27 protein-coding genes and 1 pseudogene are annotated in these 26,810 nt (G+C 59.4%); 24 read left to right on the top strand and 4 right to left on the bottom strand.

The window, feature by feature from the left end:
• Positions 1-28 precede the first annotated feature (28 nt).
• The gene (locus tag TM5383_RS14240; RefSeq protein WP_058319712.1) at positions 29-769 is read left to right on the top strand and encodes a VOC family protein; all 741 of its coding nucleotides are present in this window, start codon (positions 29-31) and stop codon (positions 767-769) included.
• A 47-nt stretch (positions 770-816) separates the two neighbouring features.
• Here TM5383_RS14240 and TM5383_RS14235 read toward each other — a convergent pair whose 3' ends face one another.
• Entirely contained in the window at positions 817-2,316 is a 1,500-nt protein-coding gene (locus TM5383_RS14235) for a tetratricopeptide repeat protein (RefSeq protein WP_058319711.1), read from the bottom strand.
• A 219-nt stretch (positions 2,317-2,535) separates the two neighbouring features.
• Between TM5383_RS14235 and TM5383_RS14230 the strand changes: the two genes are divergently transcribed.
• A complete protein-coding gene (locus TM5383_RS14230) occupies positions 2,536-2,949 on the top strand; it encodes a hypothetical protein (protein ID WP_058319710.1) in 414 nt (137 codons plus the stop codon).
• A 64-nt stretch (positions 2,950-3,013) separates the two neighbouring features.
• Here the strand turns inward: TM5383_RS14230 and TM5383_RS14225 are convergent, their stop codons facing one another.
• The 3 genes from TM5383_RS14225 to glmU are packed head-to-tail and all read right to left on the bottom strand — an operon-like array spanning position 3,014 to position 6,985.
• Positions 3,014-3,799, bottom strand: a complete 786-nt coding sequence (locus tag TM5383_RS14225) for a DNA alkylation repair protein (protein ID WP_082645497.1) — start codon at positions 3,797-3,799, stop codon at positions 3,014-3,016.
• Positions 3,796-5,616 (bottom strand): glutamine--fructose-6-phosphate transaminase (isomerizing), encoded by a 1,821-nt coding sequence (gene glmS / locus TM5383_RS14220; RefSeq protein ID WP_058319709.1) that lies wholly within the window; start codon positions 5,614-5,616, stop codon positions 3,796-3,798. Before glmS ends, TM5383_RS14225 begins: the two co-directional genes overlap by 4 nt.
• A 1-nt stretch (position 5,617) precedes the next feature.
• Positions 5,618-6,985: a bifunctional UDP-N-acetylglucosamine diphosphorylase/glucosamine-1-phosphate N-acetyltransferase GlmU gene (gene glmU / locus TM5383_RS14215; RefSeq protein ID WP_058319708.1), complete on the bottom strand. Its 1,368-nt coding sequence runs from the start codon at positions 6,983-6,985 to the stop codon at positions 5,618-5,620.
• Positions 6,986-7,146: 161 nt separating this feature from the next.
• On the opposite strand from glmU, the gene TM5383_RS14210 reads away from it, so the two are divergent.
• The 22 genes and pseudogenes from TM5383_RS14210 to nuoF all read left to right on the top strand — a co-directional run bounded on the left by TM5383_RS14210 (position 7,147) and on the right by nuoF (position 26,810).
• Complete coding sequence (locus TM5383_RS14210) at positions 7,147-7,830, top strand: HAD-IA family hydrolase (protein WP_058319866.1); 684 nt, start codon at positions 7,147-7,149, stop codon at positions 7,828-7,830.
• Positions 7,827-9,041, top strand: a complete 1,215-nt coding sequence (locus TM5383_RS14205; protein ID WP_058319707.1) for a DegT/DnrJ/EryC1/StrS family aminotransferase — start codon at positions 7,827-7,829, stop codon at positions 9,039-9,041. The genes TM5383_RS14210 and TM5383_RS14205 overlap by 4 nt, the downstream gene beginning before the upstream one ends.
• Positions 9,042-9,259: 218 nt before the next feature.
• Positions 9,260-10,147 carry a CREC-EF hand family protein gene (locus tag TM5383_RS14200; protein ID WP_058319706.1) on the top strand — a complete coding sequence of 296 codons (888 nt, stop codon included), beginning with the start codon at positions 9,260-9,262 and terminating at the stop codon, positions 10,145-10,147.
• 177 nt (positions 10,148-10,324) lie between these two features.
• Entirely contained in the window at positions 10,325-11,488 is a 1,164-nt protein-coding gene (locus TM5383_RS14195) for an isovaleryl-CoA dehydrogenase (RefSeq protein WP_058319705.1), read from the top strand.
• A 4-nt stretch (positions 11,489-11,492) separates the two neighbouring features.
• Positions 11,493-13,129, top strand: a pseudogene (locus TM5383_RS14190) (AMP-binding protein).
• A gap of 131 nt (positions 13,130-13,260) precedes the next feature.
• Entirely contained in the window at positions 13,261-13,656 is a 396-nt protein-coding gene (locus tag TM5383_RS14185; RefSeq protein ID WP_143570229.1) for a hypothetical protein, read from the top strand.
• Positions 13,653-15,257, top strand: a complete 1,605-nt coding sequence (locus TM5383_RS14180; protein WP_058319703.1) for a carboxyl transferase domain-containing protein — start codon at positions 13,653-13,655, stop codon at positions 15,255-15,257. The genes TM5383_RS14185 and TM5383_RS14180 overlap by 4 nt, the downstream gene beginning before the upstream one ends.
• A 102-nt stretch (positions 15,258-15,359) precedes the next feature.
• Positions 15,360-15,551: a hypothetical protein gene (locus tag TM5383_RS14175; RefSeq protein ID WP_143570230.1), complete on the top strand. Its 192-nt coding sequence runs from the start codon at positions 15,360-15,362 to the stop codon at positions 15,549-15,551.
• A gap of 97 nt (positions 15,552-15,648) precedes the next feature.
• On the top strand, positions 15,649-17,583 hold the full coding sequence (locus tag TM5383_RS14170) for an acetyl/propionyl/methylcrotonyl-CoA carboxylase subunit alpha (RefSeq protein ID WP_058319701.1): 1,935 nt from the start codon (positions 15,649-15,651) through the stop codon (positions 17,581-17,583).
• 129 nt (positions 17,584-17,712) lie between these two features.
• Positions 17,713-18,387, top strand: coding sequence for a glutathione S-transferase family protein (locus TM5383_RS14165; protein WP_058319700.1), 675 nt, complete (start codon positions 17,713-17,715; stop codon positions 18,385-18,387).
• Positions 18,388-18,393: 6 nt separating this feature from the next.
• Entirely contained in the window at positions 18,394-19,059 is a 666-nt protein-coding gene (locus tag TM5383_RS14160; protein ID WP_058319699.1) for a glutathione S-transferase family protein, read from the top strand.
• The gene (locus tag TM5383_RS14155; RefSeq protein WP_058319698.1) at positions 19,052-19,936 is read left to right on the top strand and encodes a hydroxymethylglutaryl-CoA lyase; all 885 of its coding nucleotides are present in this window, start codon (positions 19,052-19,054) and stop codon (positions 19,934-19,936) included. Before TM5383_RS14160 ends, TM5383_RS14155 begins: the two co-directional genes overlap by 8 nt.
• Positions 19,937-19,958: 22 nt before the next feature.
• The gene (locus tag TM5383_RS14150; protein ID WP_058319697.1) at positions 19,959-20,753 is read left to right on the top strand and encodes a crotonase/enoyl-CoA hydratase family protein; all 795 of its coding nucleotides are present in this window, start codon (positions 19,959-19,961) and stop codon (positions 20,751-20,753) included.
• Between the two features lie 133 nt (positions 20,754-20,886).
• Positions 20,887-21,072: a hypothetical protein gene (locus tag TM5383_RS17020; RefSeq protein WP_231725167.1), complete on the top strand. Its 186-nt coding sequence runs from the start codon at positions 20,887-20,889 to the stop codon at positions 21,070-21,072.
• A gap of 82 nt (positions 21,073-21,154) precedes the next feature.
• A complete protein-coding gene (locus tag TM5383_RS14145; protein WP_058319696.1) occupies positions 21,155-21,520 on the top strand; it encodes an NADH-quinone oxidoreductase subunit A in 366 nt (121 codons plus the stop codon).
• Complete coding sequence (locus TM5383_RS14140; RefSeq protein WP_058319865.1) at positions 21,520-22,044, top strand: NuoB/complex I 20 kDa subunit family protein; 525 nt, start codon at positions 21,520-21,522, stop codon at positions 22,042-22,044. Before TM5383_RS14145 ends, TM5383_RS14140 begins: the two co-directional genes overlap by 1 nt.
• Before the next feature lie 21 nt (positions 22,045-22,065).
• Complete coding sequence (locus TM5383_RS14135) at positions 22,066-22,683, top strand: NADH-quinone oxidoreductase subunit C (RefSeq protein WP_058319695.1); 618 nt, start codon at positions 22,066-22,068, stop codon at positions 22,681-22,683.
• The gene (locus tag TM5383_RS14130) at positions 22,683-23,897 is read left to right on the top strand and encodes an NADH-quinone oxidoreductase subunit D (RefSeq protein WP_058319694.1); all 1,215 of its coding nucleotides are present in this window, start codon (positions 22,683-22,685) and stop codon (positions 23,895-23,897) included. The genes TM5383_RS14135 and TM5383_RS14130 overlap by 1 nt, the downstream gene beginning before the upstream one ends.
• Complete coding sequence (locus TM5383_RS14125; RefSeq protein WP_058319693.1) at positions 23,897-24,175, top strand: hypothetical protein; 279 nt, start codon at positions 23,897-23,899, stop codon at positions 24,173-24,175. The genes TM5383_RS14130 and TM5383_RS14125 overlap by 1 nt, the downstream gene beginning before the upstream one ends.
• Positions 24,175-25,260: an NADH-quinone oxidoreductase subunit NuoE gene (gene nuoE / locus TM5383_RS14120; protein ID WP_058319692.1), complete on the top strand. Its 1,086-nt coding sequence runs from the start codon at positions 24,175-24,177 to the stop codon at positions 25,258-25,260. The genes TM5383_RS14125 and nuoE overlap by 1 nt, the downstream gene beginning before the upstream one ends.
• A gap of 10 nt (positions 25,261-25,270) precedes the next feature.
• The gene (locus tag TM5383_RS14115) at positions 25,271-25,507 is read left to right on the top strand and encodes a DUF5337 domain-containing protein (RefSeq protein ID WP_058319691.1); all 237 of its coding nucleotides are present in this window, start codon (positions 25,271-25,273) and stop codon (positions 25,505-25,507) included.
• Positions 25,508-25,511: 4 nt separating this feature from the next.
• Positions 25,512-26,810, top strand: a complete 1,299-nt coding sequence (gene nuoF / locus TM5383_RS14110; RefSeq protein ID WP_058319690.1) for an NADH-quinone oxidoreductase subunit NuoF — start codon at positions 25,512-25,514, stop codon at positions 26,808-26,810.

Below are 26,810 nucleotides of genomic sequence, written 5' to 3'. Positions count from 1 at the left end.
CACCCACGTTATTTAATAAAGGAGCGCGATGCTTAGGCTGGACACACTCACGCTGCGTGTGAATGATATCGACGCTCAGCGACAGTTTTATTGCGATGTTCTGGGGATGCACCGTTTGCCCGATGGGCGCGTTGGCTATGGCGGGGCCGAATGTGGGCTGCAATTTGAACAAGCTGCGACGGCCTATGATCCACACCCCAGTGACACCTACTGGAAAATCGCGCTGTCCGTGCCTGATATCGAACTGGCAGTGCGCCAGCTGCGCGAGCAAGGCATCGCCGTCTCTGACCCGCGGCAGTTTCGCGATGTGGGGTATTTGGCGCATTTTGCTGATCCCGAAGGATTTGCGATAGAGCTGATTGATCACTGGTTTCAGGGCGAACGACCTGCTGATCATGCTGTGGGTGAAGGATTGGGTGGTGGCGCCCATTTGTCGCTGATTACGCTACGCTGTGCCGATATCGCGACGTTGGAGCCGCAGGTTCTGGCGCTGGGGCTACGGCCCTATTCGGTGCAGCCGGTGGCGCCTTATGGTTTCACCCTCTATTTCTATGGCAGCCCTGACCATACGCCCCCGTCTGCGGATTTGAACGCGATCGAAAATCGTCCCTGGACCTATCAACGCCGTGAAACCGTGTTGGAGCTACAACATCGCGCGGACGGACAGGTTGCTGGCAGGGTTGCGGATGACGCGGGCTATGGCGGTTTGCAGGTGACGGGGGCGGCACCGGGTGAGGATATTCCTGACCTTGGGATCACCCTGACCTGATCGCAGGGGCAGGCAGGGCAATGCGATGATTGCCCTGCACTTTTTGCTTATTTCTTCTTTTTCTTGCCAAGACGCAGGCCGTTTTCGTCCAAGACCTCACAAGAGGTCTGAGCGCCGTTTTCGCAGGCGTATTCCAACAGGCGGGTGCCTTCGTCACGATCCCGTTCAACCCCTTCGCCGAGGCGGTACATCGTGCCCAGATGACCGCAGGATTCATAGATGTGGCCGTCACAGGCCTTGTGGAACAGGTCTGCCGCTTTGGCATAGTCCTTGTCGACGAATTCACCGTTGTAGAACATCAGCCCAAGGTTATCGCAGCCCTGTGGCGCGCCCAAATCGCAGGCTTTGGTGTAATAACTGTGGGCTTTGGTCAGATCGACGTCGACGCCTTTGCCCAATTTGTGGGCATAGCCAGCGTTTACGCAGGCATCAGCGTCATCTGCGTCACAGACCCGTTCAAACAGGTTCAGGGCCTTGATCAGGTCCGCCTCAATGCCGCTGCCGTCGCGGTAGGAAAGGCCGAGGTTATAGCAGCCCGCATTGCTGCCCTTTTCACAGGCTTTGGCATAAAGCCCTGTCGCTTTCATTGGATCTTGGTCTACGCCCTGACCAATTTCATGTGCATAGCCAAGCGCGTTACAGGCGCTGCCTTGGTTGTAATCGCAGGCCTTCTTGAAGGCCTTTGTTGCGGCGGCGAAGTCTTGCGCTGCTCCTTCACCACGACGTAGGCGGAACCCGTATTCCGAACAGCTGAACGCGTAATCCAGATCGCAGCTTTTGCCGTAATGCGTGGTGGCCAGTGCCTGATCCTCTTCTACGCCCTTGCCGTGTTCGTACATATAGGCGAGGAATTTGCAGCCGCGTCCGTCGTTTTGGTCACAGGCGTAAGCGTAGATCGACGCGGCCTGCGCGTGGTCTTGCTCCACGCCGCGTCCACCTTCGAACATCAGACCAATCGCGGTGCAGCCGTTCATTGACCCGTATTGGCAGCCGATATCGTAAAATTGAAGCGCCTTGCCGTAATCGCGTTCTGTACCTTTGCCGTTTTCGTGCATCCAGCCAAGGTTGGTGCAGCTGCCGCCAGCGCCCAGCTCGCAGCCTTTGACGTAGTATTCTACCGCCAGCGCCGCATCACGTGGTGCATCGTCAGAGTTGTCCAAGGAATAACCAATGCGCTGACAGGCCCAGCCAAGGCCGCCGGTGCAGCCGGTGTCCAGATAGGGGCGTGCCGCGACCGGATCATAGGTGCCGGCCCAGCCTGCATCCAGAAACAGGCCGGTTTTGGCACAGCCATAGGCATCGCCCGCATCACAACCCTGCAGGTAGTATTGCGCAGCTGTTGGGTAGTCCTGCGGCAGGATTTCATTGTAGCTGAACACATCCCCCAGCTCCGCACAGGCGGCACCATCCGCTGCGGCGCATTGTTGTTGCAGGGTTTTCACCGCGTCGGGCAGGTCGGTGGCAGCTTGGCTGGATTGCGGCGCAGCCCAAAGCAGGCTGAGGGCAAGGGCACCCGTCATCAGGTTGTGGATCTGAAATGTCTTCATTGAATGCTCATTCGTCTTGTTGTGGCAATCTGTTGAAAGGTGGCGATGCACTGCAAAACTGTGCGGCTGATCGCCTACAACAGCAGTTTATTAGCTGTGTCAACCGTGTGGCGAACGGATGGGGCGAGTTTATCGCTCCCTTTATTTCTCTCTTGGATTGAAAGGCTTGGGTCGCGATAATAACTGGGTTTCATCGCATTCATCCGCCGGAGGCTGACCATGCCTGATGCCCTACTTGGGACCCAAACAATCGCTCTGATCTACGCCATGCTGTGCGTGTTGGTGATCGGATTTCAGATTGCGCTGATCCTCGGCGCGCCGTGGGGGCGGATTACCCAAGGTGGTCAGGTTGAGGGCTCCTTGCCGCTGGCCGGTCGACTGGCGGCCTTTGTGTCCATCTTTATCCTTGCAGCCATGGCGCTGGCAGCGCTGTCAGCGGCAGGGATGTCTGGGTCGCTTGGACCTGTGCAGGTTCCCGATTGGCCGCGCTGGTCTGGCTGGGCCGCCTTTGGCGCGCAGTGTGTGGTGGCGTTTTTTAACTGGATTACGCCGTCTGCGCCCGAACGTCGGTTGTGGGGGCCGATCACCACGCTGAAGGCCAGTTGCGTTGGCTATGTGATGGTGATGACCTAAGCGCGACACGTGGCGCGACAAACGAAAGCCCCACCAGATCTGGCGGGGCTTTGTTGTATCTCGGTTAGCTCAGCGGCTCATCCGGCAGGTCGGTGACGTCTGGCCCGTCCTCCTCTGGGCCCTGTTCCACCCACTCGGGACGCGGCTGTTTGGCGGCGGCGCCTTCGGGTTTGGGGGGCAGCAGCTTGCCCGCCTCTTTGCGGGCAAAAGGCTTCATCATCTTGCCGTGTTCGCGCAGGAAGGCGATGACGCGGTCGGCGTCGTGTTTGCTGAGGTCACGCAACCACCAAGCGACGGATTTCTGGATGAACCATTCGGGATCGTTCACATAACCTGCGGCCCATGTCAGCACCCGCTCGCGGACTTCTAGGTCCTGCGGTTTGGGATTGTTCTGCTTGGTCCACGGTAGCGTGATCACCATCGCGGCACGACGGGTCCAGTGATCGGGGGAGGATGTCCAAACCTCGACCTCATCCAGACGGGAGGGATCGGCAACCACACGTTTCTGACCAGCCATCATCGCGTGATCCGCAATCGCCCAGCTGTCGAAGTCCGCGACCCATGATTTGATCAGATCCCACACCAGCTGATCGCCCTTGATACGTGCCTGTGTCAGCAGTTTCGCTGCCACCACGCGGCATTCAAAGATGTTGCTGTCCCACAGCGCACGCGCCAGTTCAACGCGGCCCTCAACATCCAGACCTTTGCGCCATTCCTTGGCCAGATCATTCAGCACAGGGTTCGGCACCCCAAGGTATTCGCGCGGCACCTTGTGATACTCCGCCATGCCTTCGGCGCGGCCGGGTTCAATATGGGATTTCAGCGCGGCCAGCGCCTCGTCATAGGTCATTCAACAGTCACCGATTTAGCTAGGTTACGCGGCTGGTCCACGTCGGTGCCTTTGGCGACCGCTGTGTGATAGGCCAGCTGCTGTGCAGGCACTGCGTATAGGATGGGGGCCAGTACGGGGTCAATGGCTGGCATGGCAATCGATTGCCACGCGTCTGCGCCGGCCTCGGCCACGCCGTCGGTGTCACTGATCAACATCACCTTGCCCGCACGCGCCATAACTTCCTGCATGTTCGACACGGTTTTATCAAACAGGCCGTCGCGCGGTGCCAGAACCACCACTGGCAGGTTTTTGTCGATCAGTGCAATGGGGCCATGTTTCAATTCGCCGGACGCGTAGGCTTCGGCGTGGATGTAGCTGATTTCCTTGAGTTTCAGTGCGCCTTCCAGCGCCAGTGGGTACATCAACCCGCGGCCAAGGAACAGGACATCGCTGGCCTCTGCCAGTTTGCGCGCAGCCGCTTCGACCTGTGGCTCCTGTTCCAAAGCAGCGTTCAGCGTGCTGGGCAGGGCGCGCAACCCGGACAAGAGATCTGCGATCCGTTCAGCGCTGAGCGTGCCGCGTTGCTCGGCGGCCTTTAGCGCCATCAACAGCAAAACAGTCAGCTGGCAGGTGAACGCCTTGGTCGAGGCAACACCAATTTCGGTGCCTGCCAGAATCGGCAGAGCCAGATCGCTTTCGCGCGCGATGGAGCTTTCGGGGACGTTCACAACGGACAGGATCTTGTCTGCTTTGCCCTCACAATAGCGCAGCGCGGCCAGCGTGTCGGCGGTTTCGCCGGATTGGCTGACAAACAGCGCGACGGAACGGGCCGGGATCGGCGGTTCACGGTAGCGGAATTCCGAGGCGATATCGACCTCAACCGGCATCTGCGCCAGCTGTTCAAACCAGTATTTCGCCGTCAGACAGGCGTAATAGGCGGTGCCGCAGGCCACCATGGTCATGCGGTCAATCTGGGTAAAGTCCAGATCATCCGGCAGCGTGACCGATGCACCGTCGTCGCTGAGGTAGTGGCGCACCGCCTCACCGATCACACGGGGCTGTTCGGCGATTTCTTTGGACATGAAGTGCTTGTGACCACCTTTGTCGACGCGGGCATCTTCCAGTTGGATGGTGCGCATCTCGCGGTTGGCCAATTCACCCTGTGCATCGCGGATCACCAGCGACGTGCGGGTCAGAACCGCCCAGTCACCTTCTTCCAGATAGGTGATTTTGTTGGTCATTGGCGCCAGCGCAATAGCGTCAGAGCCGACGAACATTTCGCCTTCACCGTGACCGATGGCCAAGGGCGATCCTTTGCGGGCGGCGACCATCAGGTCTTCTTCGCCCTCAAACAGGAAGGCCAGCGCGAAAGCGCCGTCAAGCTTTGCCAGCGTCGCCTCTGCCGCATCCACGGGCGCAAGGCCGTCGGCCATGAAACCTTGGGTCAGCAGCGCAATGGTTTCGGTGTCGGTTTCGGTGACAAACCCGATCCCCTTGGCGGCCAATTCTTCGCGCAACTCGCGGAAGTTTTCGATAATCCCGTTATGGACCACGGCAACAGGGCCAGCCTGATGCGGGTGCGCGTTGGTGATCGAAGGTGCCCCGTGGGTGGCCCATCGGGTGTGACCGATGCCGGATTTTCCCGCCAGCGGTTCATGGACCAAGAGGTCTGACAGGTTCACCAGCTTGCCCATTGCACGACGACGATCCAGCGCGCCGTCATGTACTGTGGCGATACCCGCGCTGTCATAGCCGCGATATTCCAGACGTTTCAGCGCATCCACCAGAATGGGGGCTGCTTCGTGATTGCCGAGGACTCCAACAATGCCGCACATATTACAGGTTTTCCTTGTTTTTTTCTGCGTCGCGCTTGGCCTTTTTGGCGACCAGCATGTCGTAGAGTTTGCTGGCAAAGCCGGCTTTGTTTTCCTGACGGGCGCGCGAAACGGCCAGCGCGTCTGCTTCGACGTCTTTGGTGATCACCGATCCTGAGCCGGTCATCGCACGGTTGCCGACCTTCACCGGCGCAACCAGCATGGTGTTCGACCCGATGAAGGCGTGGTTGCCAATCTCCGTCCGATGTTTCATCACGCCATCATAGTTGCAGGTGATGGTGCCCGCGCCAATGTTGGTCGCCGCGCCCACGGTGGCATCCCCAATGTAGCTGAGGTGATTGACCTTGGCGCCTTCGTCCAGAATAGCGTTCTTCACCTCGACAAAGTTGCCGATGCGCACCTTTTCGGCCAGTTCGGCACCGGGGCGCAGGCGGGCGTAGGGGCCGACCTGTGCGCCCTGGCTGACGTGGCAGCCTTCAAGGTGAGAAAAGGCGCGAATTTCTGCGCCGGACTCAACGGTCACACCGGGGCCGAAGACCACGTTGGGTTCAACCACCGTATCGCGGCCCACGTAGGTGTCATGGGCAAAGAACACGGTTTCCGGTGCCTGCAGCGTCACGCCGTTTTCCAACGCCTCTGCACGGGCGCGGGCCTGAAACAGGGCCTCTGCCTGTGCCAGTTCTGTGCGCGAGTTGACGCCCAGCGTCTCGGACGGATCGCAGGTCACAGCGGTGGCGCTGAGATTGCGGTCTTTGGCGATGGCCACAATGTCGGGCAGGTAGTATTCGCCCGCCGCATTGTCGTTGCCCACCTGATCCAGCAGGTCAAACAGCACCGTAGCATCCGCCGCCACAAGGCCGGAGTTGCACAGCGTGATCGCACGTTCAGCTTCAGACGCGTCTTTGTATTCGACGATGCGCTGCAGCTGGTCGCCATCCATTACCAGACGGCCATAGCGGGCGGGATCTTCGGGTTCGAACCCCAGAACAACCACGTCATGTTGTTGGCGTGCCTCAACCATGCGGGCGATGGTATCGGGTTGAATGAAGGGGGTGTCGCCGTACAGGACGATGACGTCACCTTCAAACCCCTCGAGCGCCTCACGCGCCTGTAAAACCGCATGGCCGGTGCCCAGCTGTTCGGCCTGAATGACAACCTCTGCCTCGGGCGCCCAATCCTCGACCGCGCTGCGCACCTGATCGGCGCCATGCCCTGCGACAACAACCAGTCGCGACGGGTTCACTGCGGCACCAGAGGTGATCGCGTGGACCAGCAGGGGGGCACCTGCGATCTTGTGCAGCACCTTTGGCAAGTCAGAATTCATGCGGCTGCCCATGCCTGCGGCCAAAATGACAAGTGCTGTGCTCATGCGGTCCTCGATTTCCGGATATTCTTATAATTCGTGTTGCGCTGGTTTTATCGGGTTCTACAACTGGTGCAACCAGCCAATGGTCACTTGTCATTGCGTGCTGCAACATGACATGGCACGACTTGCGCGGATATTTGCCAGAATTTGAGGGGATGGTGTTCATGAAAACGGTTATTTTTGATCTGGATGGCACCCTTGCCGACACCAGTGGCGATCTGATTGCTGCGGCAAATGCTTGTTTTCGGGATATGGGGCACGGTGATCTGCTGGATCCGGTGGCAGATGCGGCGACCGCGGTGAATGGCGGACGCGCGATGCTGACGCTCGGGCTGACCCGTGTGGGCCATGCGGACATAACGGCTGAGGTGGATCGTTGGTATCCCTCGCTGTTGGTTCACTACGAAGGTGCGATTGACCGGTACACAACGCTGTATCCCGGCACAATGGCGGCTGTTCGGACGCTCAAGGCGGCTGGCTATAAGGTGGGTATTTGCACCAACAAGCCTGTCCATCTGGCCGAGATATTGATGACACGCCTTGGGGTGCGGTCGGAATTTGCCTCCCTTGTTGGTGCGGACACGTTGCCTGTGCGCAAACCCGATCCCGCCCCTTTGGTTGAGGCGGTGAAACTGGCACAGGGGGATCCGGCCCATTGCGTATTGATCGGGGACACAGTGACCGACCGCAAAACCGCTGCTGCGCTGGGGGTGCCGTGTATCCTTGTGACCTTCGGGCCAGCTGGGCGCGAAGTGGTTGATTTGCAGCCCGAAGGGTTGGTTGATCACTATGATGATTTGCTGGATGAGGTGGCACGCTTGATCGGTCATCCAGAGGTGCCTGCATGAGCGTTGACGCGTCCGAGGTTTTTACCGGCAACTTCACCCAGCAGGAGCCAATTCCTGAACAGGCGATAGAAGCTGCGGTCGCCGTGATGCGGTCAGGTCGGCTGCACCGCTATAACGTCGCAGAGGGTGAGGCGGGCGAAGTTGCCCTGCTGGAGCAGGAATTTGCCGCCGCGATGGGCAGCAAATACGCGCTCGCCTTGGCATCAGGTGGCTATGCGCTGGGCTGTGCGCTGAGGGCGCTGGATGTAAAACCCGGTGACAGGGTGCTGACCAATGCCTTCACCCTGGCCCCTGTGCCCGGCGCGATTGCTGCCGTGGGCGCTGTGCCAGTGTTTGTCGGCGTGAGTGAGGATCTGACAATTGATCTGGAGGATCTGGTGGCCAAGGCAGATCAGGCAGATGTGCTGATGCTGAGCCACATGCGCGGGCATCTGTGTGACATGGACCGGCTGATGGCGATCTGTAACGCCCACAGTATCCGCGTGATTGAGGATTGCGCGCACACGATGGGCGCGCGCTGGAACGGGCGGTTGAGCGGTACGGATGGGATCATCGGTTGCTATTCCACGCAGACCTACAAGCATATGAATTCTGGCGAGGGCGGATTGCTGATCAGTGACGATCCGCAGGTGATGGCGCGCGCGGTGATGTTGTCGGGGTCTTACATGCTCTACGATCGCCACCTTGCGGCGCCCGATCCGGCGTTGTTTGAGGGGGTGAAATATAACACACCCAACGTCTCGGGTCGGATGGATCACCTGCGCGCGGCGATCTTGCGGCCACAACTGCGCGACCTGAACCGACAGATTGATCGCTGGAACGAACGCTACCGTATGGTGGAGGCGGGCCTGAAGGGCACGCCCGGCCTGACGGTGATCCAGCGCCCAGAGGCAGAGGTTTACGTCGGCTCCTCCATCCAGTTTCTGCTGCTGGATTGGTCGGATGATGCGATCAACACGGTTCTGCAACGCTGCGCTGCCCGTGGGGTCGAGCTGAAGTGGTTCGGCGGGGCGGAGCCGACGGGTTTCACCAGCCGCTATGACAGTTGGCGTTATGTGGACAGCGCGCCGATGCCCGCCAGTGATCGCGTGTTGCGCGGCATTCTGGATATGCGCCTACCGTTGACTTTCTCTGTTGAGGATTGCGCGCTCTTGGCACGGATCATTCGCCAAGAGGTGTCGGTGGTCTTTCAGCAGACACAGGCGGATTAACGCCACCGCCAGAAAATAGGCGCCATAAACTGTCCGGACATCTTTAATTGCGGTTGTCCGGACACGAAATGCCTTTTGCCGGACACGGATTTATTGGAAAATTTGGGACGGGATTGTCAGGTGATTTGGCAGACACCCCGGCAGTCTATCCGCAGTCCCATATCCTCTTGAACGATATGACGAACGACAGGCGCCGCATAAAGAAAGGTTCTGATAGCATGAGCAAGAAAACCGAAAGCATCGAATTTCGCCTCTCGCCCGAGCAGAAACAGGATCTGGCGCGTCGTGTGGCCCAAGATGGTCAAACGATGAGCGGCTATCTGCGTGACCTTGTGGCCCAGGATATTGGGATGCAGGATCAGGCAGATGCGTCTGTGGCAGCTGGTGGGGTGTCCTTTGCAAAAGGAGACACCAGAATGAAAACCCTACTGTCAAACACCACCACCCGCGTTTCCATCATGGCTTTGCCCGCGCTTTTGCTGGCAGGCGGCTATCTGGCCAGCGCCAGTATGCCAGCGCAGGCCTCGTCCGATGCTCGCGTGGCGTTTGCCGAACTGGACATCAATGGTGACGGTCAGGTGACTGAAACCGAATATCTGGCATTCAACTATGGCGATGAACCCGCAATGCCGCCTGTGCCTGAGGTCTGTGCTGGCAGTGAAGTGGCCGCTGAAATGTCGCGCCCGGTTAAGGATATGCTGCGCGAAGATATGGCGCACATGGATGCCAACGCCGACAAGGTTATCACCTACGACGAACTAGAGGCGGTGATGCAGCGCGAGGCGGTGGAAACCTTCCTTGAGGCAGATGAGGACGGCAATGGTCTGGTCACGGTGGATGAGGTGATCGCTTATGAAAACGCCGCGGAACAACTGGTGCCCGAAGAACTGACGCAGGATCTGGGTGCCAGTGTCGACTGTATCGTCGCCCTCAAGGCGACTCTGGAAAAGTGGGAGGCCGATTGGGACGCCGATACGGCCGCTATGGGCCATGATGACGGCGAAGACTTGGATTTGACCACGTTGCAAGGTGCCCGTGTGTTTATCGCGGAATACGATGAAAACCGCGATGGCCGGTTGAGCCTGAGCGAAGTGGTTCACAACTGATCCCATCTGAAGAATGAAGGCTCTGAAAGGGGATGGTGCTGGCCGTCCCCTTTTTTGTGTTGTCGCGACGCTATGGGGCGTCGAATGGACCACAAATGAACGGGCGGCTTGACGCGACTCGTTTTTCGCGCCATTTATTGAACAACTGTTCATTAATCGCCGGGGAGGGGCGGGATCATGTTCAATGCCGTGATGAATTTCGATCTGGGTGAAGACGTTAACGCGCTGCGCGATATGGTGCATCGGTTTGCGCAGGACCGGATCAAGCCGCTGGCGGCTGAGGTGGATGCCAAGAACGAATTTCCCAACGAACTCTGGCGCGAAATGGGTGATCTGGGCCTATTGGGCGTCACCGTGCCGGAACAATTCGGCGGCGCTGGCATGTCCTATCTGGCCCATGTGATAGTGGTTGAGGAACTGGCGCGCGCCTCTGCCTCTGTGTCTTTGTCCTACGGCGCGCACTCGAACCTTTGTGTGAACCAGATCAAGCTGAACGGCACTGACGAACAGCGGCAGAAATACCTGCCCGGTCTGATCAGCGGTGAACATGTGGGTGCGCTGGCGATGTCCGAACCTTCAGCCGGCTCTGACGTGGTGTCGATGAAGCTGAAGGCGGAAAAGCGCAACGGCTACTATGTGCTGAACGGCAACAAATACTGGATCACCAATGGCCCAGACGCGGATACACTGGTGGTTTATGCCAAAACTGATCCCGATGCAGGGTCCAAAGGCATCACCGCCTTTATCGTCGAAAAATCCATGACTGGTTTTTCCACCAGCCCGCATTTTGACAAGCTGGGGATGCGTGGGTCCAACACGGCCGAGCTGATCTTTGACAATGTCGAGGTGCCGTTTGAAAACGTGCTGGGCGAAGAAGGCAAAGGTGTGCGCGTGCTGATGTCCGGTCTGGATTATGAACGTGTGGTGCTGGCCGGTATCGGCACCGGTATCATGGCCGCCTGTCTGGATGAGGTGATGCCCTACATGGTCGAACGCAAACAGTTCGGTCAGTCGATCGGGGATTTCCAGCTGATGCAGGGCAAGATCGCCGATATGTATACCAAGATGAATTCCGCCCGCGCCTATGTCTATGAGGTGGCCAAGGCCTGTGATCGTGGCGAAGTGACCCGTCAGGATGCGGCGGCGTGCTGTCTCTATGCCTCCGAAGAGGCGATGGTTGTGGCACATCAGGCGGTGCAGGCCTTTGGCGGTGCGGGCTTCCTGTCCGACAGCCCGGTGGCCCGCATCTTCCGCGATGCAAAACTGATGGAGATCGGCGCTGGCACCTCGGAAATCCGTCGGATGTTGGTGGGCCGCGAACTGATGAATGCGATGCGCTAAGCCGATGTTGCCGCGTGTTGACAGCTATGGCGTTCTATATCGGGGGTTCCAGTGGGAAGTCCCCGAGCGCCTGAATATGGCCGCGCAGGTGTGTGATGACTGGGCGGCCCGTAGTCCTGATCGGGTGGCGATCCGTGACGTATCATCGGGCGCGGCAGAGGCGATCACCTACGGTCGTTTGCGCCAAATGGCGGACAGTCTGGCGCATCAACTGGTGGCACGTGGCGTGTCGCGTGGGGACCGCGTAGGCGTGTTGCGCACCCAATCGGGATGGACCGCAGCGGCGCATATTGCGTGCTGGAAAATCGGTGCCATTTCGATCCCGCTGTTCAAACTGTTCGGGGTTGAGGCGCTGCTGACCCGCCTAGAGGATGCAGGCGTTGCCGTGGTTGTTGCGGATCCAGAAGGCACCGAGGGTCTGGCGGAATGGCTAAAGGACGCGGATCGTCAGGCGCTGGTTGCCGAGGACGTCACGCTGTCTGATCAGCCCTTTGAAACCGTTGACACAGGGGCTGAAGATCCCGCCGTGCTGATCTACACCTCGGGCACCACAGGGTCGCCCAAGGGGGCATTGCACGCGCATCGGATGCTGATTGGCCACCTGCCCGGTGTCGAGATGAGCCATGATTTTCTAGGCGCCGAGGGCGATTGCATCTGGACGCCTGCTGATTGGGCGTGGATCGGCGGGCTGTTTGATGTGCTGATGCCGGGATTGGCGCTGGGCGTGCCCGTGGCCGCCGCACGTATGGCCAAGTTTTCGACCGATGAATGCCAGCGCATCATCGCCGAAGGATCGGTGCGCAATGTCTTCTTCCCCCCAACCGCGCTGCGCATGCTGAAGGCAGAGGGGGCCGTGATCGCGGGCCTACGCACGGTTGCTAGCGGGGGTGAACCACTTGGTGCAGAAAGGCAGAGGGGGCCGTGATCGCGGGCCTACGCACGGTTGCTAGCGGGGGTGAACCACTTGGTGCAGAAATGCTCGACTGGGGGCAGGGGGCCTTTGGCGTCGCAATCAATGAATTTTACGGCCAGACCGAATGCAATATGGTAGCCTCATCCGCCGATAGTCTATTTGAAGCGCGACCGGGCTGCATCGGTAAACCCGCACCGGGGTTCGACATTGCCATCCTTGATGATCAGGGACAGGTGACAGATGGCGAAGGTGAGGTGGCGATCAAACGCGGCGCGGCCTCGATGATGCTGGGCTATTGGAACCGTCCAGATGAAACAGCGGCCAAGTTCTGCGGCGACTGGATGCTGACCGGCGATCGCGGCATCTGGGACGGGGATTTCCTGCGCTTCGTGGGGCGGGAAGATGATGTGATCACCTCCGCCGGTTACCGGATCGGCCCCAGTGAGATTGAGGATGGCCTGCTGAAACACCCCGCTGTTGCGACGGTCGGGGTGGTTGGGAAACCGGATGAGCTGCGCACCGAGATCGTGAAAGCCTATGTCGTGCTGAAACCGGATTTCGTGCCCTCTGATGCGCTGGCGCGTGAACTGCAGGATTTTGCCAAGGCCCGCATCGCCAAACATGCCTACCCGCGAGAGATTGCCTTCCTCGACGAACTGCCGATGACTGTCACGGGCAAGGTGATCCGTAAGGAACTGAAAGCGCGTGCGGCGGGGGAGTTGGGATGAGGAGCCTGGTGACCATAGGCGCAATTCGCAATCTCTTGGGGCCGCGGAACCACCCGTGCCGGTCAATGCTGGGTTGGGTTATTCTGGCATGCGGTCTTGGCAGCGCGTCTGATGCGATTGCGGAGACTCAGGTGTTCGACGTCGAAGGATATCTTGCCGAATGCACTGCTCGTGTCCCTTCTGTACCAACTCACGTCCCGATGGATGCACTATGTGTTTCCACATCTCAGCGCCTTTGCGACATTGCATATGAGTTGCGCCAGACAGAGGCATGTTTGCTGCGCGTCAGCGCTTGGCTGGAAGGTGATTTGCAAACCTATGCGGACCTGACGGTGCCAGAGTCTATAAATCCGCCACTGATGGAGCTGCCTTCGCCCCAAGAACTGTGCATCACGCAAAGGCTGCCCAATGTGTCACAGGCTGTCCTGTGCCGATACGCAGAGGCGCTAGCGGATTGGAACAAAAGACGTGTCGTTTTCCACATTCAACGTGGGCTGAACCCCAATGAGCAATGGAGCTTGCAATGAAACTGAAATCCAACGCTTTGCCATCCTCCGACGGGTTCAAAGCCAATGTCGCCGCCCATGAGGCTGCACTTGCCCAGATCACCTCTGCCGCTGATGCGGCGCGTTTGGGTGGCGGGGAGAAGGCGCGCGAACGCCATGAGGCGCGTGGCAAGATGCTGCCGCGCCGCCGTGTTGCGGACCTGCTCGATCCCGGCTCACCCTTCCTAGAGGTCGGCGCGACAGCTGCATATGGCATGTACGACAATGCGGCCCCTGCGGCGGGCGTGATCGCGGGCATTGGGCGGGTCAGCGGTGTGGACTGCATGATCGTCTGCAACGACGCCACCGTCAAAGGCGGCACGTATTTCCCGATGACGGTGAAAAAACACCTGCGCGCGCAAGAGATTGCCGAGGAAAACAACCTCCCCTGTATCTATCTGGTGGACAGCGGCGGCGCCAACCTGCCGCAACAGGATGAGGTGTTTCCTGATCGCGACCACTTTGGCCGGATTTTCTACAATCAGGCCAATATGTCGGCCAAGGGCATCCCCCAGATCGCCGTGGTGATGGGCAGCTGCACCGCAGGCGGCGCCTATGTGCCCGCGATGTCGGATGTGACCATCATCGTCAAAGAGCAAGGCACCATCTTCCTCGCCGGTCCGCCATTGGTGAAGGCCGCAACAGGTGAAGTGGTCAGTGCCGAGGATCTGGGCGGCGGTGATGTTCACACGCGCCTTTCCGGTGTGGCGGATTACTTGGCCGAAGATGACGCACATGCACTGGCGCTGGCGCGCCGCGCCGTCAGCCACCTGAACCGCCGCCGCCCCGCCACCGTGGATTGGGCCACGCCCGAAGAACCCGCCTATGACCCGTCGGAAATCTTCGGCGTTGTCCCCGGCGATCTGCGCACCCCCTATGACATCCGCGAGGTGATCGCGCGCACCGTCGATGGATCACGCTTTGACGAATTCAAACCGCGTTTTGGTGAAACGCTGGTCACCGGCTTTGCCCATATCAAAGGCTGCCCGGTCGGCATCATCGCCAACAACGGCGTCTTGTTCTCCGAGGCCGCCCAAAAAGGTGCGCATTTTGTTGAACTGTGCAGCCAGCGTAAGATCCCGTTGGTGTTCTTGCAAAACATCACCGGTTTCATGGTGGGCCGGAAGTATGAAAACGAAGGCATCGCCCGTCACGGCGCGAAAATGGTGACCGCGGTGGCCTCGACCAAAGTGCCGAAAATCACCATGCTGGTTGGCGGCTCTTTCGGGGCTGGCAACTACGGCATGGCAGGCCGCGCCTATTCCCCGCGCTTCCTGTGGACATGGCCCAATTCCCGCATCTCGGTCATGGGCGGCGAACAGGCGGCGGGCGTTTTGGCGACGGTCAAACGCGATGGCATCGAACGTCAGGGCGGCACGTGGTCAGCCGAGGAAGAAGCTGCCTTCAAACAGCCCACCATCGACATGTTCGAAGAGCAGAGCCACCCGCTCTACGCCTCGGCGCGTCTGTGGGATGACGGCATCATCGACCCGCGCAAAACCCGCGAGGTGCTGGCGCTTTCCCTCTCCGCCGCACTGAACGCCCCGATCGAAGAGACACGCTTCGGCGTGTTCCGGATGTAAGCGATGCGGTTTCGCGGACAAATATCAGATCACTTTCAGGTCACTGGAGTAGACGGCCTTGTTGTGATGCTGACGCAGATAACAGGGATGCCTGAGGAGGGTATGACGATCAAGATCAATGGCCGCCAAAGCCGTATCTTGGGGTTGAGCAACAACTCGACAGATGGACAACCTGTTTCGACCCGAAGCTGCCTGACAGGCAAGGAAGTCCCTGCCTATGGGGCCATTTTGATTGATTGGCCTAATACTGGCGACAAGCCTGTATTGAAGTCATGGGTCGAAGAGGCGCCATGATGACAGCTTGTTTCCTCTTTCACTGTTCCAGAAATATCCCCGGGGGTCCGGGGGCAGGCAGCCCCCGCTCCGACCTTTGCCAAAAAGGACGCCGTATATGTTTACCAAAATCCTGATCGCCAACCGGGGCGAAATTGCCTGTCGCGTCATGGAAACCGCCCGCTCTCTGGGGGTGCAGACCGTCGCCGTTTATTCCACCGCGGATGCCGCGGCCAAACATGTGGCCATGGCGGATGAGGCGGTGCTGATCGGCACCGGCCCGGCACCTGCAGACAGTTATCTGCTGGGCGACGAAATCATTGCCGTCGCGCAGGCAACGGGCGCGCAGGCGATCCATCCGGGCTATGGCTTCCTCAGCGAGAACCCCGAATTTGTTGACGCGGTCGAGGCGGCGGGTCTGACCTTCATCGGCCCCTCAGCCTCAGCCATTCGCGCGATGGGGCTGAAGGACGCGGCCAAAGCCCTGATGGAAGAGGCGGGCGTTCCCGTTGTGCCCGGCTATCACGGCGCCAATCAGGATGCGGATTTCCTTGCCCAGCAAGCGGCGGAGATCGGCTATCCCGTGCTGATCAAGGCTGTTGCTGGCGGCGGTGGTAAAGGCATGCGTTTGGTTGAGGATGCCGCCGATTTCGCCGATGCCTTGGCCAGTGCGCAGGGCGAGGCGCAGACCGCCTTTGGCAATCCTGACTGCCTGATCGAGAAATACATCCAGAAACCCCGCCATATCGAGGTGCAGGTGTTTGGCGATGGCACCAGCGCCGTGCATTTGTATGAACGCGACTGCTCCCTCCAGCGCCGCCACCAGAAGGTGATCGAAGAAGCCCCCGCGCCGGGCATGACCGAAGAGATGCGCGCCGCGATGGGGAATGCCGCTGTCCGCGCGGCAGAGGCAATCGGGTACAAGGGCGCCGGAACGGTCGAGTTTATCGTTGATGGTTCCAACGGCCTGCGCCCGGATGGGTTCTGGTTTATGGAAATGAACACCCGCTTGCAGGTGGAACACCCCGTGACCGAACTGGTCACCGGTGTTGATCTGGTCGACTGGCAGCTGCGTGTCGCTGCGGGCGAGGCTTTGCCAATGACGCAGGAACAGATCCCGTTGATTGGTCACGCGTTTGAAGCCCGTCTTTATGCTGAGGATGTGCCAAAGGGCTTCCTGCCCGCCACAGGCACGCTCAGCCACCTGAGCTTCCCTGCGATGGCGCGGGCAGACAGTGGCGTGCGGGCAGGGGACACCATCAGCCCGTGGTATGACCCGATGATTGCCAAGGTGATCGTGCATGGTCCCAGCCGCGCGGCGGCGCTGTCGCGTCTGTCGGCGGCACTGGATCAGACGCAGGTGGCAGGGACGGTGACGAACCTTGCCTTCCTTGGTGCGTTGGCTGCCGATCCGGCCTTTGCTGCGGGGGATGTGGACACCGGCCTGATCGCGCGGGAAATTGATGCGCTGGTCGCAGCCCCCGAGGCGACGCCCGTGCACAAGGCCGCCGCCGCGCAGGCCGCACTTGGGCTAGAGCAGGCGGCGTGGGACAGCGGCTTCACCCTCTGGGCGCCGCTGCATCAGTCGGTCACGTTGGGCGAGGGTGAGGCAACATTTACCGCAACGGTGGAAGTGCGCGGTCCTGATCTGCAACACTGGGATATCGAGGGCGCGCAGGTCATCTGCACCCGCGTGAACGGCCAATGGCTGGCCGCAGGCAAACGCCTGCCTGATGTGGCGCTGTCGGGGGACGCGATCACGGTCTTTGCAGGCTATGGCCTCAGCTTCACCCGAATTGATCCTTTGGATCAGGCCAGCGGTGCGGCAGGGGATGGCAATGTGATTGAAGCCCCGATGCCTGGTCTGGTCAAAGCGGTCTTTGCCCGCCAAGGCCAAGAGGTGAAAGAAGGCGACCGTCTGGCCATTCTGGAGGCGATGAAGATGGAACATTCCCTGCTGGCCGCCCGTGATGGCATCGTCGCCGAAGTGCTGGCCGCAGACGGTGATCAGGTCGAGGCAGGGGCCGCGCTGATCCGGTTGGAAGAAGCGTGAGAGCGCTGTGCAATGCGTAAGTGTTGTTAGAAATATGGTGCAGAGCGCCGTTCCGAGGGGCGGCGCAATCGCGCCGCGATTAGCGAAGTTACATTGCCGATTAGAAAACGCAGTAGAAGGACGGCTGATATGACCACATCCAAACCTACCCTGCACTCCATCGCTGGCAGTCGGTCGTTCCGTGTCCTGTGGTTGCTGTGTGAACTTGGCGTCGATGTGGATCTGGTGGACTATCAGATCACCGATGGATCGCTGCAACAGGACGGTTTCAAGGCACTGTCACCTGCGCGGCGGGTGCCTGCGCTGGAAATTGACGGCATCACATTGGTCGAAAGTGGCGCAATGGTGCAGTACCTGTGCGAAACCCGTGCAGACCATAGCCTTATGCCTGCAGTCGGGAATGAAGAGCGGGCGGAGTGGCTGCAATGGCTGCACTATGCAGAAACGCTGGGCACGGGCATTCAAAACCTCAACATGCAGCACCTGTTCCTACCTGATCCCGCCATGCGCTCCATCCCGGTGATGGGCATTGAAACCAAACGCCTCGCCATCGCGCTCAAGGCGTTGGAGGCGCGGCTGGCGGATGGGCGCGCGTATTTGCTGGCATCTGGGTTTTCGGCGGCGGATGTGATGATGGGCTTTACCGTCTGGGCGGCGGCGCATTACGTGGATTTCGCAGCCTTCCCCAACCTGACGGCCTATCAGGATCGTCTGGCGGCACGCGCGGCCTATCAGCAAGCACAGGCGCTAGAGGGGGTGCAGCAATTCTACACCCGCGATTTCTACGCGCTGCCTGAGGTTTAAACACAGATGAAAATCACCCTGCATCACGCCCATGAGGCCCGTTCAATGCGGGTGCTGTGGTTGCTGGAGGAATTAGGCCTGCCATATGAGCTGCAGGTCTATGACTTCTTTGACAAATCGCTGCGCTCTGACAGCTATCTGGCGCTGCACCCTGCGGGGCGGGTGCCGGCGGTGGAAATTGACGGGCAGGTGATGCTGGAAAGCGGGGCCATCGTCGAATATCTGGCTGAACGCTGCGCTGACATGGGCTTGGGCCGCGCGCCGCAAAGTGATGAGCGGATGGCCTACCTGGATCTGCTGCATTACGGCGAAACGCTGGGACAGCATCTGGCGAACCTGACCCAGGCGCATATCGTGCTTTATGAACCCTGGATGCGTTCACCGACGCAGATGGGGCTGGAAACCAAGCGTCTGGCCAAGGTGCTGGGCCGATTGGAACAGCTGCTCTCGGATGGGCGGGATTATCTGCTGGCATCTGGGTTTTCAGCGGCGGATGTGGCTGTGGGCTATGGGATCTGGCTGGCGCCGCGGTTTGTGCATTTGGATGCCTTGCCCCATGTCGCGGCGTATCGCGCGCGCCTGATCACACGCCCCGCCTTTGCCAAGGCGCTGCCGCCAGAGGGCGCGCGCCGCATTTACACACAAGCGTTTTATGAGGTCCCGAATGTCTGAAACTGTGCCAAACGCCGACCGGAACACTGTCGAGATTTTCGAAGTGGGCCCCCGCGACGGTTTGCAGAACGAAAAACGTCAGATCCCGACCGCAGAAAAGGTTGCTTTGGTGGATTGCCTTAGCCGCGCTGGGTTTCGTCGCATCGAAATCGCCAGTTTTGTCAGCCCCAAATGGGTGCCGCAGATGGCCGACAGTGCAGATGTGCTGGCCGGTATCACCCGCGCGCCCGGGGTGTCATATGCAGCCCTGACCCCAAACATGCGCGGTTTTGAGGGCGCGGTCGCGGCTGGTGCGGATGAGGTGGCGATTTTTGGATCTGCGTCTGAGGGGTTTTCGCGCGCCAATATCAACGCCTCTATTGCAGAGAGTATTGAGCGGTTTGTCCCCGTGGCCGAAGCGGCGCGCGCAGCCGGTATTCCGATGCGCGGCTACGTCAGCTGCGTGACTGATTGCCCCTACGATGGGGCCGTTGATCCGTCAGAGGTTGCCCGCGTCGCCGAAGCGCTGCTGGCATTGGGGTGCTATGAGATCTCTCTTGGCGATACAATTGGGCAGGCCACACCGGAGAAGATCACAGCCATGCTCAACGCTGTTTTGCAGGTTGTCCCCGCCAGTAAGCTGGCAGGCCATTATCACGATACATCAGGCCGTGCGTTGAGCAACATCGAGGCATCACTGGATCTGGGTGTACGTGTATTCGATGCAGCCGTCGGCGGTCTTGGCGGGTGTCCTTACGCGCCGGGGGCTGCAGGTAATGTCGCGACCGAGGCGGTGGCGCGGCGGCTGGCCGATCTTGGCTATAGTACAGGTCTTGATCTGGATGTGGTCGAACAAGCCGCTGAAATGGCGCGCCAGATGCGGATTGAAGCGGATTGAATAAGCGGGGAGGGGAAACAGTATGAGCGATTTTGAAACCATTGAGATTGAGCGCGACGCGCGCGGGGTGGCGACACTTTGGCTGGCGCGTGAAGCGAAACACAACGCGATGTCGGCGCAGATGATTGCCGAATTGCACGCGGCAGCCGATCAATTGGGCAGCGATGATAGCGTGCGGGTGGTGGTGCTGGCGGCGCGTGGGCCGTCGTTCTGTGCAGGCGGTGATCTGGGTTGGATGCGCCAGCAGTTTGAAGCTACGCCAGAGGTGCGCAAGGCCGAGGCGGGCACGCTGGCCCATATGCTGCAGGCGCTCAACACCCTGCCGAAACCGCTCATCGGGCGGGTGCAGGGCAATGCCTTTGGCGGTGGCGTTGGTCTGGCGTCTGTGTGCGATGTGGCGATTGGCGCCGATAGAGTGCTGATGGGGCTCACGGAAACGCGGCTGGGTTTGATCCCCGCAACGATCGGCCCCTATGTTTGCGCCCGTATGGGCGAGGCACGGGCGCGCCGTGTCTTTATGTCTGCCCGCCGTTTTGATGCGGCAGAGGCGGTGGATCTTGGTCTTTTGGCGCGGGCGGTTCCTGCGGAAGAGCTGGACGCCGCGATTGAGGCCGAGGTGGCACCCTACCTCGACTGCGCCCCCGGCGCGGTGGCGCGGGCCAAGGCATTGCTGCGCACGCTGGGGCCACAGATTGATGATGCGGTGATCAGCCACACCATCGACCAACTGGCCGAATGCTGGCAGGGAACAGAGGCGCCCGAAGGTATCGGTGCTTTCTTTGACAAGCGTAAACCCCGCTGGCAGTCGCAGGGGTAAAAACACGGCCAAGGTCAACGTAAAATAACGGTGAACAGCGGTGTTATAGCAGCCGGAATTGAGGTGATTTCGGCTGATTCCCATTTCTTAGGATTCGCGTCGGGAAACAGCATTGTTGCCTGTTAGCGCCACAATGAAACATTTCTGCGAAATACATGTTCCTCAAAAACTTGGCTTGTTGGAATTGATTTCGGGTGCCGTCGGTGCAGTTTGGGAAACTGACCCCTTTAAAACAAGGGTTGTGTGCATTGGTATACTGAATATCTGGCATGAAAAAACGACATTATTAACTGGGCTGAAAAAAACGGCACTCGGTTGACCCTGAGGGCCTCGCGGGAGTAAACCGTGCCAAAGATATAGCAGCCTACTGACTGCGCGGATCGCGCATGAAAGGAGCCACAGTGGAAGACATGCTGAGGGAATACCTTCCCATCCTCGTCTTTTTGGCCATCGCAATTGCTCTTGGCCTCGTTCTTATTCTTGCCGCCGTTGTTCTGGCCGTCCGCAATCCGGACCCGGAAAAGGTCTCTGCCTACGAGTGTGGTTTTAACGCCTTTGATGACGCGCGCATGAAATTCGACGTGCGTTTTTATCTGGTGTCGATCCTGTTCATCATCTTCGATCTGGAAATCGCCTTCCTGTTCCCCTGGGCCGTCGCGTTCAAGGACATCTCGATGGTCGGCTTCTGGTCGATGATGGTGTTCCTCGCTGTGCTGACCGCAGGCTTTGCGTATGAGTGGAAGAAAGGGGCCCTGGAATGGGAGTGATGACCGGACAGAACACCGCCGGGTTCGACCGTGAGGTTGCCACCCAGGAGCTGAACCGCGAGCTGCAGGACAAAGGGTTTCTGCTGACCACGGCTGAGGATCTGATCAACTGGGGCCGTACTGGTTCGCTGCACTGGATGACCTTTGGTCTGGCCTGCTGCGCGGTTGAGATGATGCACACCTCCATGCCGCGTTATGACGCTGAGCGTTTCGGGATCGCGCCGCGTGCCTCCCCGCGTCAGTCGGACGTGATGATCGTTGCGGGTACGCTGACCAACAAAATGGCACCCGCGCTGCGCAAGGTTTATGATCAGATGCCGGAACCGCGCTACGTGATCTCGATGGGGTCCTGCGCCAACGGCGGCGGCTATTACCACTACAGCTATTCGGTTGTGCGCGGCTGTGACCGCGTGGTGCCCGTGGACATCTACGTGCCCGGCTGCCCGCCCACCGCTGAGGCGCTGCTGTATGGTCTGATGCAGCTGCAACGCAAAATCCGCCGCACCGGCACCATCGCACGCTAAGGCGAGGGGAAGGATAAGAACATGAGTGACGCTCTGAAAGATCTGGCCGGCCACCTTGAGCTGAAGCGCCCCGATTGCGTGCTGAGCTGGGATATTGCTTACGGCGAACTGACCGTTGATGTGGCGCCAGCCAACATCGCGGGCTTTGTCGATTTCCTGAAGGCAGACCCGACCTGCAAGTTCTCCACCCTCGTGGATATCACCGCCGTGGACTACCCCGAGCGGGCGAAGCGTTTTGACGTCGTCTACCACTTCCTGTCGATGTATCAGAACCACCGCATCCGTCTGCGCGTGTCGATCCGCGAAGAAGATGTGGTGCCTTCGATCGTGTCGATCCACTCCTCGGCCAACTGGTTCGAGCGTGAGGTGTTTGACATGTTCGGCATCATCTTCTCCGGTCACCCGGACCTGCGCCGGATCCTGACCGACTACGGCTTCCGTGGCTACCCGCTGCGCAAGGACTTCCCGACCACCGGTTACACCGAAGTGCGCTACGACGAAGAGCTGAAGCGTGTGGTTTATGAACCGGTGAAGCTGGTTCAGGAATACCGCCAGTTTGACTTCATGAGCCCGTGGGAAGGTGCAAACTACATCCTGCCCGGTGACGAAAAAGGTTCCGAGAAAGGGGAGGCGAAATAATGGACGGCTCCAAAGGTTTCGACGACGCCCTGACCGGCGAACAGAAAATCCGTAACTTCAACATCAACTTCGGCCCGCAGCACCCTGCGGCGCACGGCGTGCTGCGTCTGGTTCTGGAACTGGACGGCGAAATTGTTGAGCGTTGCGACCCGCACATCGGCCTGTTGCACCGTGGCACCGAAAAGCTGATGGAAAGCCGCACCTACCTGCAGAACCTGCCGTATCTCGACCGTCTCGATTACGTGGCGCCGATGAACCAGGAACACGCATGGTGTCTGGCGATCGAAAAACTGACCGGTGTTGAGGTGCCCCGCCGCGCCCAGCTGATCCGCGTTTTGTTCTGCGAAATTGGCCGCGTGCTGAACCACCTGCTGAACGTGACCACGCAGGCGATGGACGTTGGCGCGCTGACCCCGCCGCTGTGGGGTTTTGAGGAGCGTGAGAAGCTGATGGTGTTCTATGAACGTGCCTGTGGCGCACGTCTGCACGCCAACTACTTCCGCCCCGGTGGTGTGCATCAGGATCTGACCGACAGCCTGATCGACGACATCGAAGAGTGGTGCATCGAATTTCCCGCCGTGCTGGACGACATCGACGGGCTGCTGACCGAAAACCGCATCTTTAAACAGCGTAACGCTGACATCGGTGTGGTGAACGAACAGGAAATCCTTGATTGGGGTTTCTCTGGCGTGATGGTGCGCGGATCTGGTCTGGCATGGGATCTGCGTCGTTCGCAGCCCTATGAATGCTATGACGAATTTGACTTCCAGATCCCCGTTGGCAAAAACGGCGACTGCTATGACCGTTACCTCTGCCGTATGGAGGAAATGCGGCAGTCCGTGTCGATCATCCGTCAGGCCATCGTGAAACTGCGCGAAACCCCGGGTGACGTGCTGGCCCGTGGCAAGCTGACCCCGCCGAAACGTGGGGATATGAAAACCTCGATGGAGGCGTTGATCCACCACTTCAAACTCTACACCGAAGGCTTCCATGTGCCCGAGGGTGAGGTTTACGCAGCGGTTGAGGCGCCCAAAGGTGAATTTGGCGTCTACATCAAATCTGATGGCAGCAACAAACCCTACCGCGCCAAACTGCGCGCGCCGGGTTTCCTGCACCTGCAGGCGATGGATCACGTCGCAACCGGCCACCAACTGGCCGACGTTGCCGCGATCATCGGCACCATGGACGTGGTGTTCGGGGAGATTGACCGCTGATGTTGAGGAAGGGCGTCACTCTCACCGCATTGATCCCGCTGCTGGCCGCCTGCGGCCTGCCGCAGGGGCTGAGCCAACAGGACGTCCTTGCTTATGAAACCGCTGTGGCCTCTGTGGGCTGCGTGATGCGGGTTGAATCCGACTATCTGCCGGTGGAGCTGCAAACAGGCTTCAGTCGCGAACAGGTGGTTGGGCTAACAGAATATGAACTCGCCAAGGGCAATGCTGTAAAGCTTGACGATGGCGGGGTGAAACTTACGACCGGAGCCTGTGCCTGATGCTACGCCGTCTCTATCATGACCAGCCAGAAAGCTTTGCTTTCACGCCTGAGAACCAGAAATGGGCTGAGGCACAGATCACCAAATACCCCGCAGGTCGGGCGCAGTCGGCGGTTATTCCGCTGTTGTGGCGTGCGCAGGAACAGGAAGGCTGGCTGTCGCGTCCGGCGATTGAATATGTCGCTGACATGCTGGGCATGGCCCACATCCGCGCGTTTGAGGTGGCATCCTTCTACTTCATGTTCCAGCTGACCCCGACCGGCTCCATCGCGCACGTACAGATCTGCGGCACTCTGTCGTGCATGATCTGCGGCGCAGAGGATCTCATCAAGGTCTGTCAGGACCAGATTGCAGAGAAGCCGTTCACCGTTTCTGAGGATGGCGCGTTCACCTGGGAAGAGGTGGAATGCCTCGGTGCCTGTTCGAACGCTCCGATGGTGCAGATCGGCAAAGACTACTACGAAGATCTGACCGCTGAGCGTTTTGCCGAAATTCTGGCAGAACTGCGTGCAGGCAAGGTGCCGGTTCCCGGTCCGCAGAACGGCCGCTTCTCCTCTGAACCGCTGTCCGGTCTGACCTCGCTGAAGGAATTTGACAGCGGCAAGACGAAATACAACGCATCCGCACAGCTGGCTGTGGATCTGGGCGAAACCGTCAAGCGTATCGACGGCACCGAAGTGCCGATCCTGACCCCGTGGATGAAGGGCAAGGATGCGTCGACCGTGGCCGCACCTGCAGGGGCCAAGGTTGCGGAGCCTGCACCGGTTGCCAAACCGGCTCACGCACAGGCGGCAGAGGCGAAAGCCGCGAACCCCAAAGCTGAAGCCGCTGCCGAGGTAGATGAGGCAGAGCCCGAGGTTCTGACCGCCGCCCGCGCCGAGGGTGCGGATGATCTGAAAAAGATCAGCGGTGTTGGCCCCAAGCTGGAGCAGACGCTGAACGAATTGGGCTTTTACCACTTCGACCAGATCGCCAAATGGACTGATGCCGAAATCCAATGGGTTGATAACCGCCTGAAATTCAAAGGCCGGATCACCCGCGACGATTGGATCGGTCAGGCGGCAGAGCTGGCCAAGAAGGACTGAGGGTAACACGTTGAGCGAACAAAAAGATGCAGAACTGGCACGTAAGGGTCGCGTCACCTCACTGGTGATCGCGGGTACGGCCGTGTTCTGGATCGTCGCGTCGTTTGTCGGCGGGCAATTGGAATTGCCGAACCGCACACGCGCTTTGTTCGATCTGATCGCCTTGGCGGGATTTATCTATGCCATCGTGATGATTTTCCAAATCTGGCGCTTGCGTCAAAGCAACGACCAGAACAGCAAAGGGTAACGGGATGCTGAAGGATCAAGACCGTATCTTTACAAACCTCTACGGGATGCACGAACGCACCCTGGCCGGCGCCAAGGCGCGTGGCCATTGGGATGGCACCGCAGGCATCATCCAGAAGGGGCGCGATTGGATCGTGGATCAGATGAAAGCATCGGGTCTGCGCGGTCGTGGCGGCGCGGGTTTCCCGACTGGTCTGAAATGGTCCTTCATGCCGAAGGAAAGCGATGGTCGTCCGGCTTATCTGGTGATCAACGCTGATGAATCCGAACCCGGCACCTGTAAAGACCGCGAGATCATGCGCCATGATCCTCATACGCTGATCGAAGGGGCGCTGATTGCGTCCTTCGCGATGAACGCAAATGCGGCCTACATCTACATTCGCGGTGAATACATCCGTGAACGTGAGGCGCTGCAGGTCGCGATTGATGAGGCATACGACGCGGGTCTGCTCGGTAAAAACGCGGCGGGTTCCGGCTGGGATTTCGACCTCTATCTGCACCACGGGGCAGGGGCCTATATCTGCGGCGAAGAAACCGCATTGATCGAAAGCCTTGAGGGCAAAAAAGGTATGCCGCGCATGAAGCCGCCGTTTCCGGCGGGCGCGGGCCTTTATGGGTGCCCGACCACAGTGAACAACGTGGAATCAATCGCCGTTGTGCCGACGATCCTGCGTCGCGGTCCTGAATGGTTCGCGGGCTTTGGCCGTCCGAACAACGCGGGCACTAAGCTGTTCGCGATCTCGGGCCACGTCAACAACCCCTGTGTGGTTGAAGAGGCGATGTCGATCAGCTTTGAAGAGCTGATTGAAAAACACTGCGGTGGCATCCGTGGCGGCTGGGACAACCTCTTGGCCGTGATCCCCGGCGGTTCGTCCGTTCCTTGTGTGCGCGGTGAAAACATGCGCGATGCGATCATGGATTTCGATTACCTGCGCAATGACCTTGGCTCTGGCCTTGGGACTGCGGCGGTGATCGTGATGGACAAACAGACCGACATCATCAAAGCGATCTGGCGTCTGGCCAAATTCTATAAACACGAAAGCTGCGGTCAGTGTACCCCGTGCCGTGAAGGCACCGGTTGGATGATGCGTGTGATGGATCGTCTGGTGAAAGGCGAAGCAGAGATCGAAGAGATCGACATGCTGTGGGATGTGACCAAACAGGTCGAAGGCCACACCATCTGTGCACTAGGTGATGCGGCCGCGTGGCCGATCCAGGGTCTGATCCGCAACTTCCGCGATGAGATCGAAGATCGTATCAAGGCGCAGAAAACCGGTCGTCGTTCGGCCATTGCAGCGGAGTGA

It is taken from the genome of Thalassovita mediterranea, from assembly GCF_001458435.1.
GTDB classification, from domain to species: Bacteria; Pseudomonadota; Alphaproteobacteria; order Rhodobacterales; family Rhodobacteraceae; genus Thalassobius; species Thalassobius mediterraneus.
The sequence above is the reverse complement of the archived record's forward strand: the minus strand, read 5'-3'. Positions and strand labels throughout refer to the sequence as shown.

What these genes read in the sequence shown, in the direction of transcription:
- nuoE (WP_058319692.1), top strand. Translation starts at nt 24,175, where the DNA reads ATGCTACGCCGTCTCTATCATGACCAGCCAGAAAGCTTTGCTTTCACG.
- TM5383_RS14170 (WP_058319701.1), top strand. Translation starts at nt 15,649, where the DNA reads ATGTTTACCAAAATCCTGATCGCCAACCGGGGCGAAATTGCCTGTCGC.
- TM5383_RS14125 (WP_058319693.1), top strand. Translation starts at nt 23,897, where the DNA reads ATGTTGAGGAAGGGCGTCACTCTCACCGCATTGATCCCGCTGCTGGCC.
- glmS (WP_058319709.1), bottom strand. Translation starts at nt 5,616, where the DNA reads ATGTGCGGCATTGTTGGAGTCCTCGGCAATCACGAAGCAGCCCCCATT.
- TM5383_RS14205 (WP_058319707.1), top strand. Translation starts at nt 7,827, where the DNA reads ATGAGCGTTGACGCGTCCGAGGTTTTTACCGGCAACTTCACCCAGCAG.
- TM5383_RS14165 (WP_058319700.1), top strand. Translation starts at nt 17,713, where the DNA reads ATGACCACATCCAAACCTACCCTGCACTCCATCGCTGGCAGTCGGTCG.
- TM5383_RS14200 (WP_058319706.1), top strand. Translation starts at nt 9,260, where the DNA reads ATGAGCAAGAAAACCGAAAGCATCGAATTTCGCCTCTCGCCCGAGCAG.
- TM5383_RS14140 (WP_058319865.1), top strand. Translation starts at nt 21,520, where the DNA reads ATGACCGGACAGAACACCGCCGGGTTCGACCGTGAGGTTGCCACCCAG.
- TM5383_RS14175 (WP_143570230.1), top strand. Translation starts at nt 15,360, where the DNA reads ATGACGATCAAGATCAATGGCCGCCAAAGCCGTATCTTGGGGTTGAGC.
- TM5383_RS14155 (WP_058319698.1), top strand. Translation starts at nt 19,052, where the DNA reads ATGTCTGAAACTGTGCCAAACGCCGACCGGAACACTGTCGAGATTTTC.
- TM5383_RS14150 (WP_058319697.1), top strand. Translation starts at nt 19,959, where the DNA reads ATGAGCGATTTTGAAACCATTGAGATTGAGCGCGACGCGCGCGGGGTG.
- TM5383_RS14180 (WP_058319703.1), top strand. Translation starts at nt 13,653, where the DNA reads ATGAAACTGAAATCCAACGCTTTGCCATCCTCCGACGGGTTCAAAGCC.
- TM5383_RS14210 (WP_058319866.1), top strand. Translation starts at nt 7,147, where the DNA reads ATGAAAACGGTTATTTTTGATCTGGATGGCACCCTTGCCGACACCAGT.
- TM5383_RS14130 (WP_058319694.1), top strand. Translation starts at nt 22,683, where the DNA reads ATGGACGGCTCCAAAGGTTTCGACGACGCCCTGACCGGCGAACAGAAA.
- TM5383_RS14195 (WP_058319705.1), top strand. Translation starts at nt 10,325, where the DNA reads ATGTTCAATGCCGTGATGAATTTCGATCTGGGTGAAGACGTTAACGCG.
- glmU (WP_058319708.1), bottom strand. Translation starts at nt 6,985, where the DNA reads ATGAGCACAGCACTTGTCATTTTGGCCGCAGGCATGGGCAGCCGCATG.
- TM5383_RS14235 (WP_058319711.1), bottom strand. Translation starts at nt 2,316, where the DNA reads ATGAAGACATTTCAGATCCACAACCTGATGACGGGTGCCCTTGCCCTC.
- TM5383_RS17020 (WP_231725167.1), top strand. Translation starts at nt 20,887, where the DNA reads ATGAAACATTTCTGCGAAATACATGTTCCTCAAAAACTTGGCTTGTTG.
- TM5383_RS14240 (WP_058319712.1), top strand. Translation starts at nt 29, where the DNA reads ATGCTTAGGCTGGACACACTCACGCTGCGTGTGAATGATATCGACGCT.
- nuoF (WP_058319690.1), top strand. Translation starts at nt 25,512, where the DNA reads ATGCTGAAGGATCAAGACCGTATCTTTACAAACCTCTACGGGATGCAC.
- TM5383_RS14225 (WP_082645497.1), bottom strand. Translation starts at nt 3,799, where the DNA reads ATGACCTATGACGAGGCGCTGGCCGCGCTGAAATCCCATATTGAACCC.
- TM5383_RS14135 (WP_058319695.1), top strand. Translation starts at nt 22,066, where the DNA reads ATGAGTGACGCTCTGAAAGATCTGGCCGGCCACCTTGAGCTGAAGCGC.
- TM5383_RS14230 (WP_058319710.1), top strand. Translation starts at nt 2,536, where the DNA reads ATGCCTGATGCCCTACTTGGGACCCAAACAATCGCTCTGATCTACGCC.
- TM5383_RS14160 (WP_058319699.1), top strand. Translation starts at nt 18,394, where the DNA reads ATGAAAATCACCCTGCATCACGCCCATGAGGCCCGTTCAATGCGGGTG.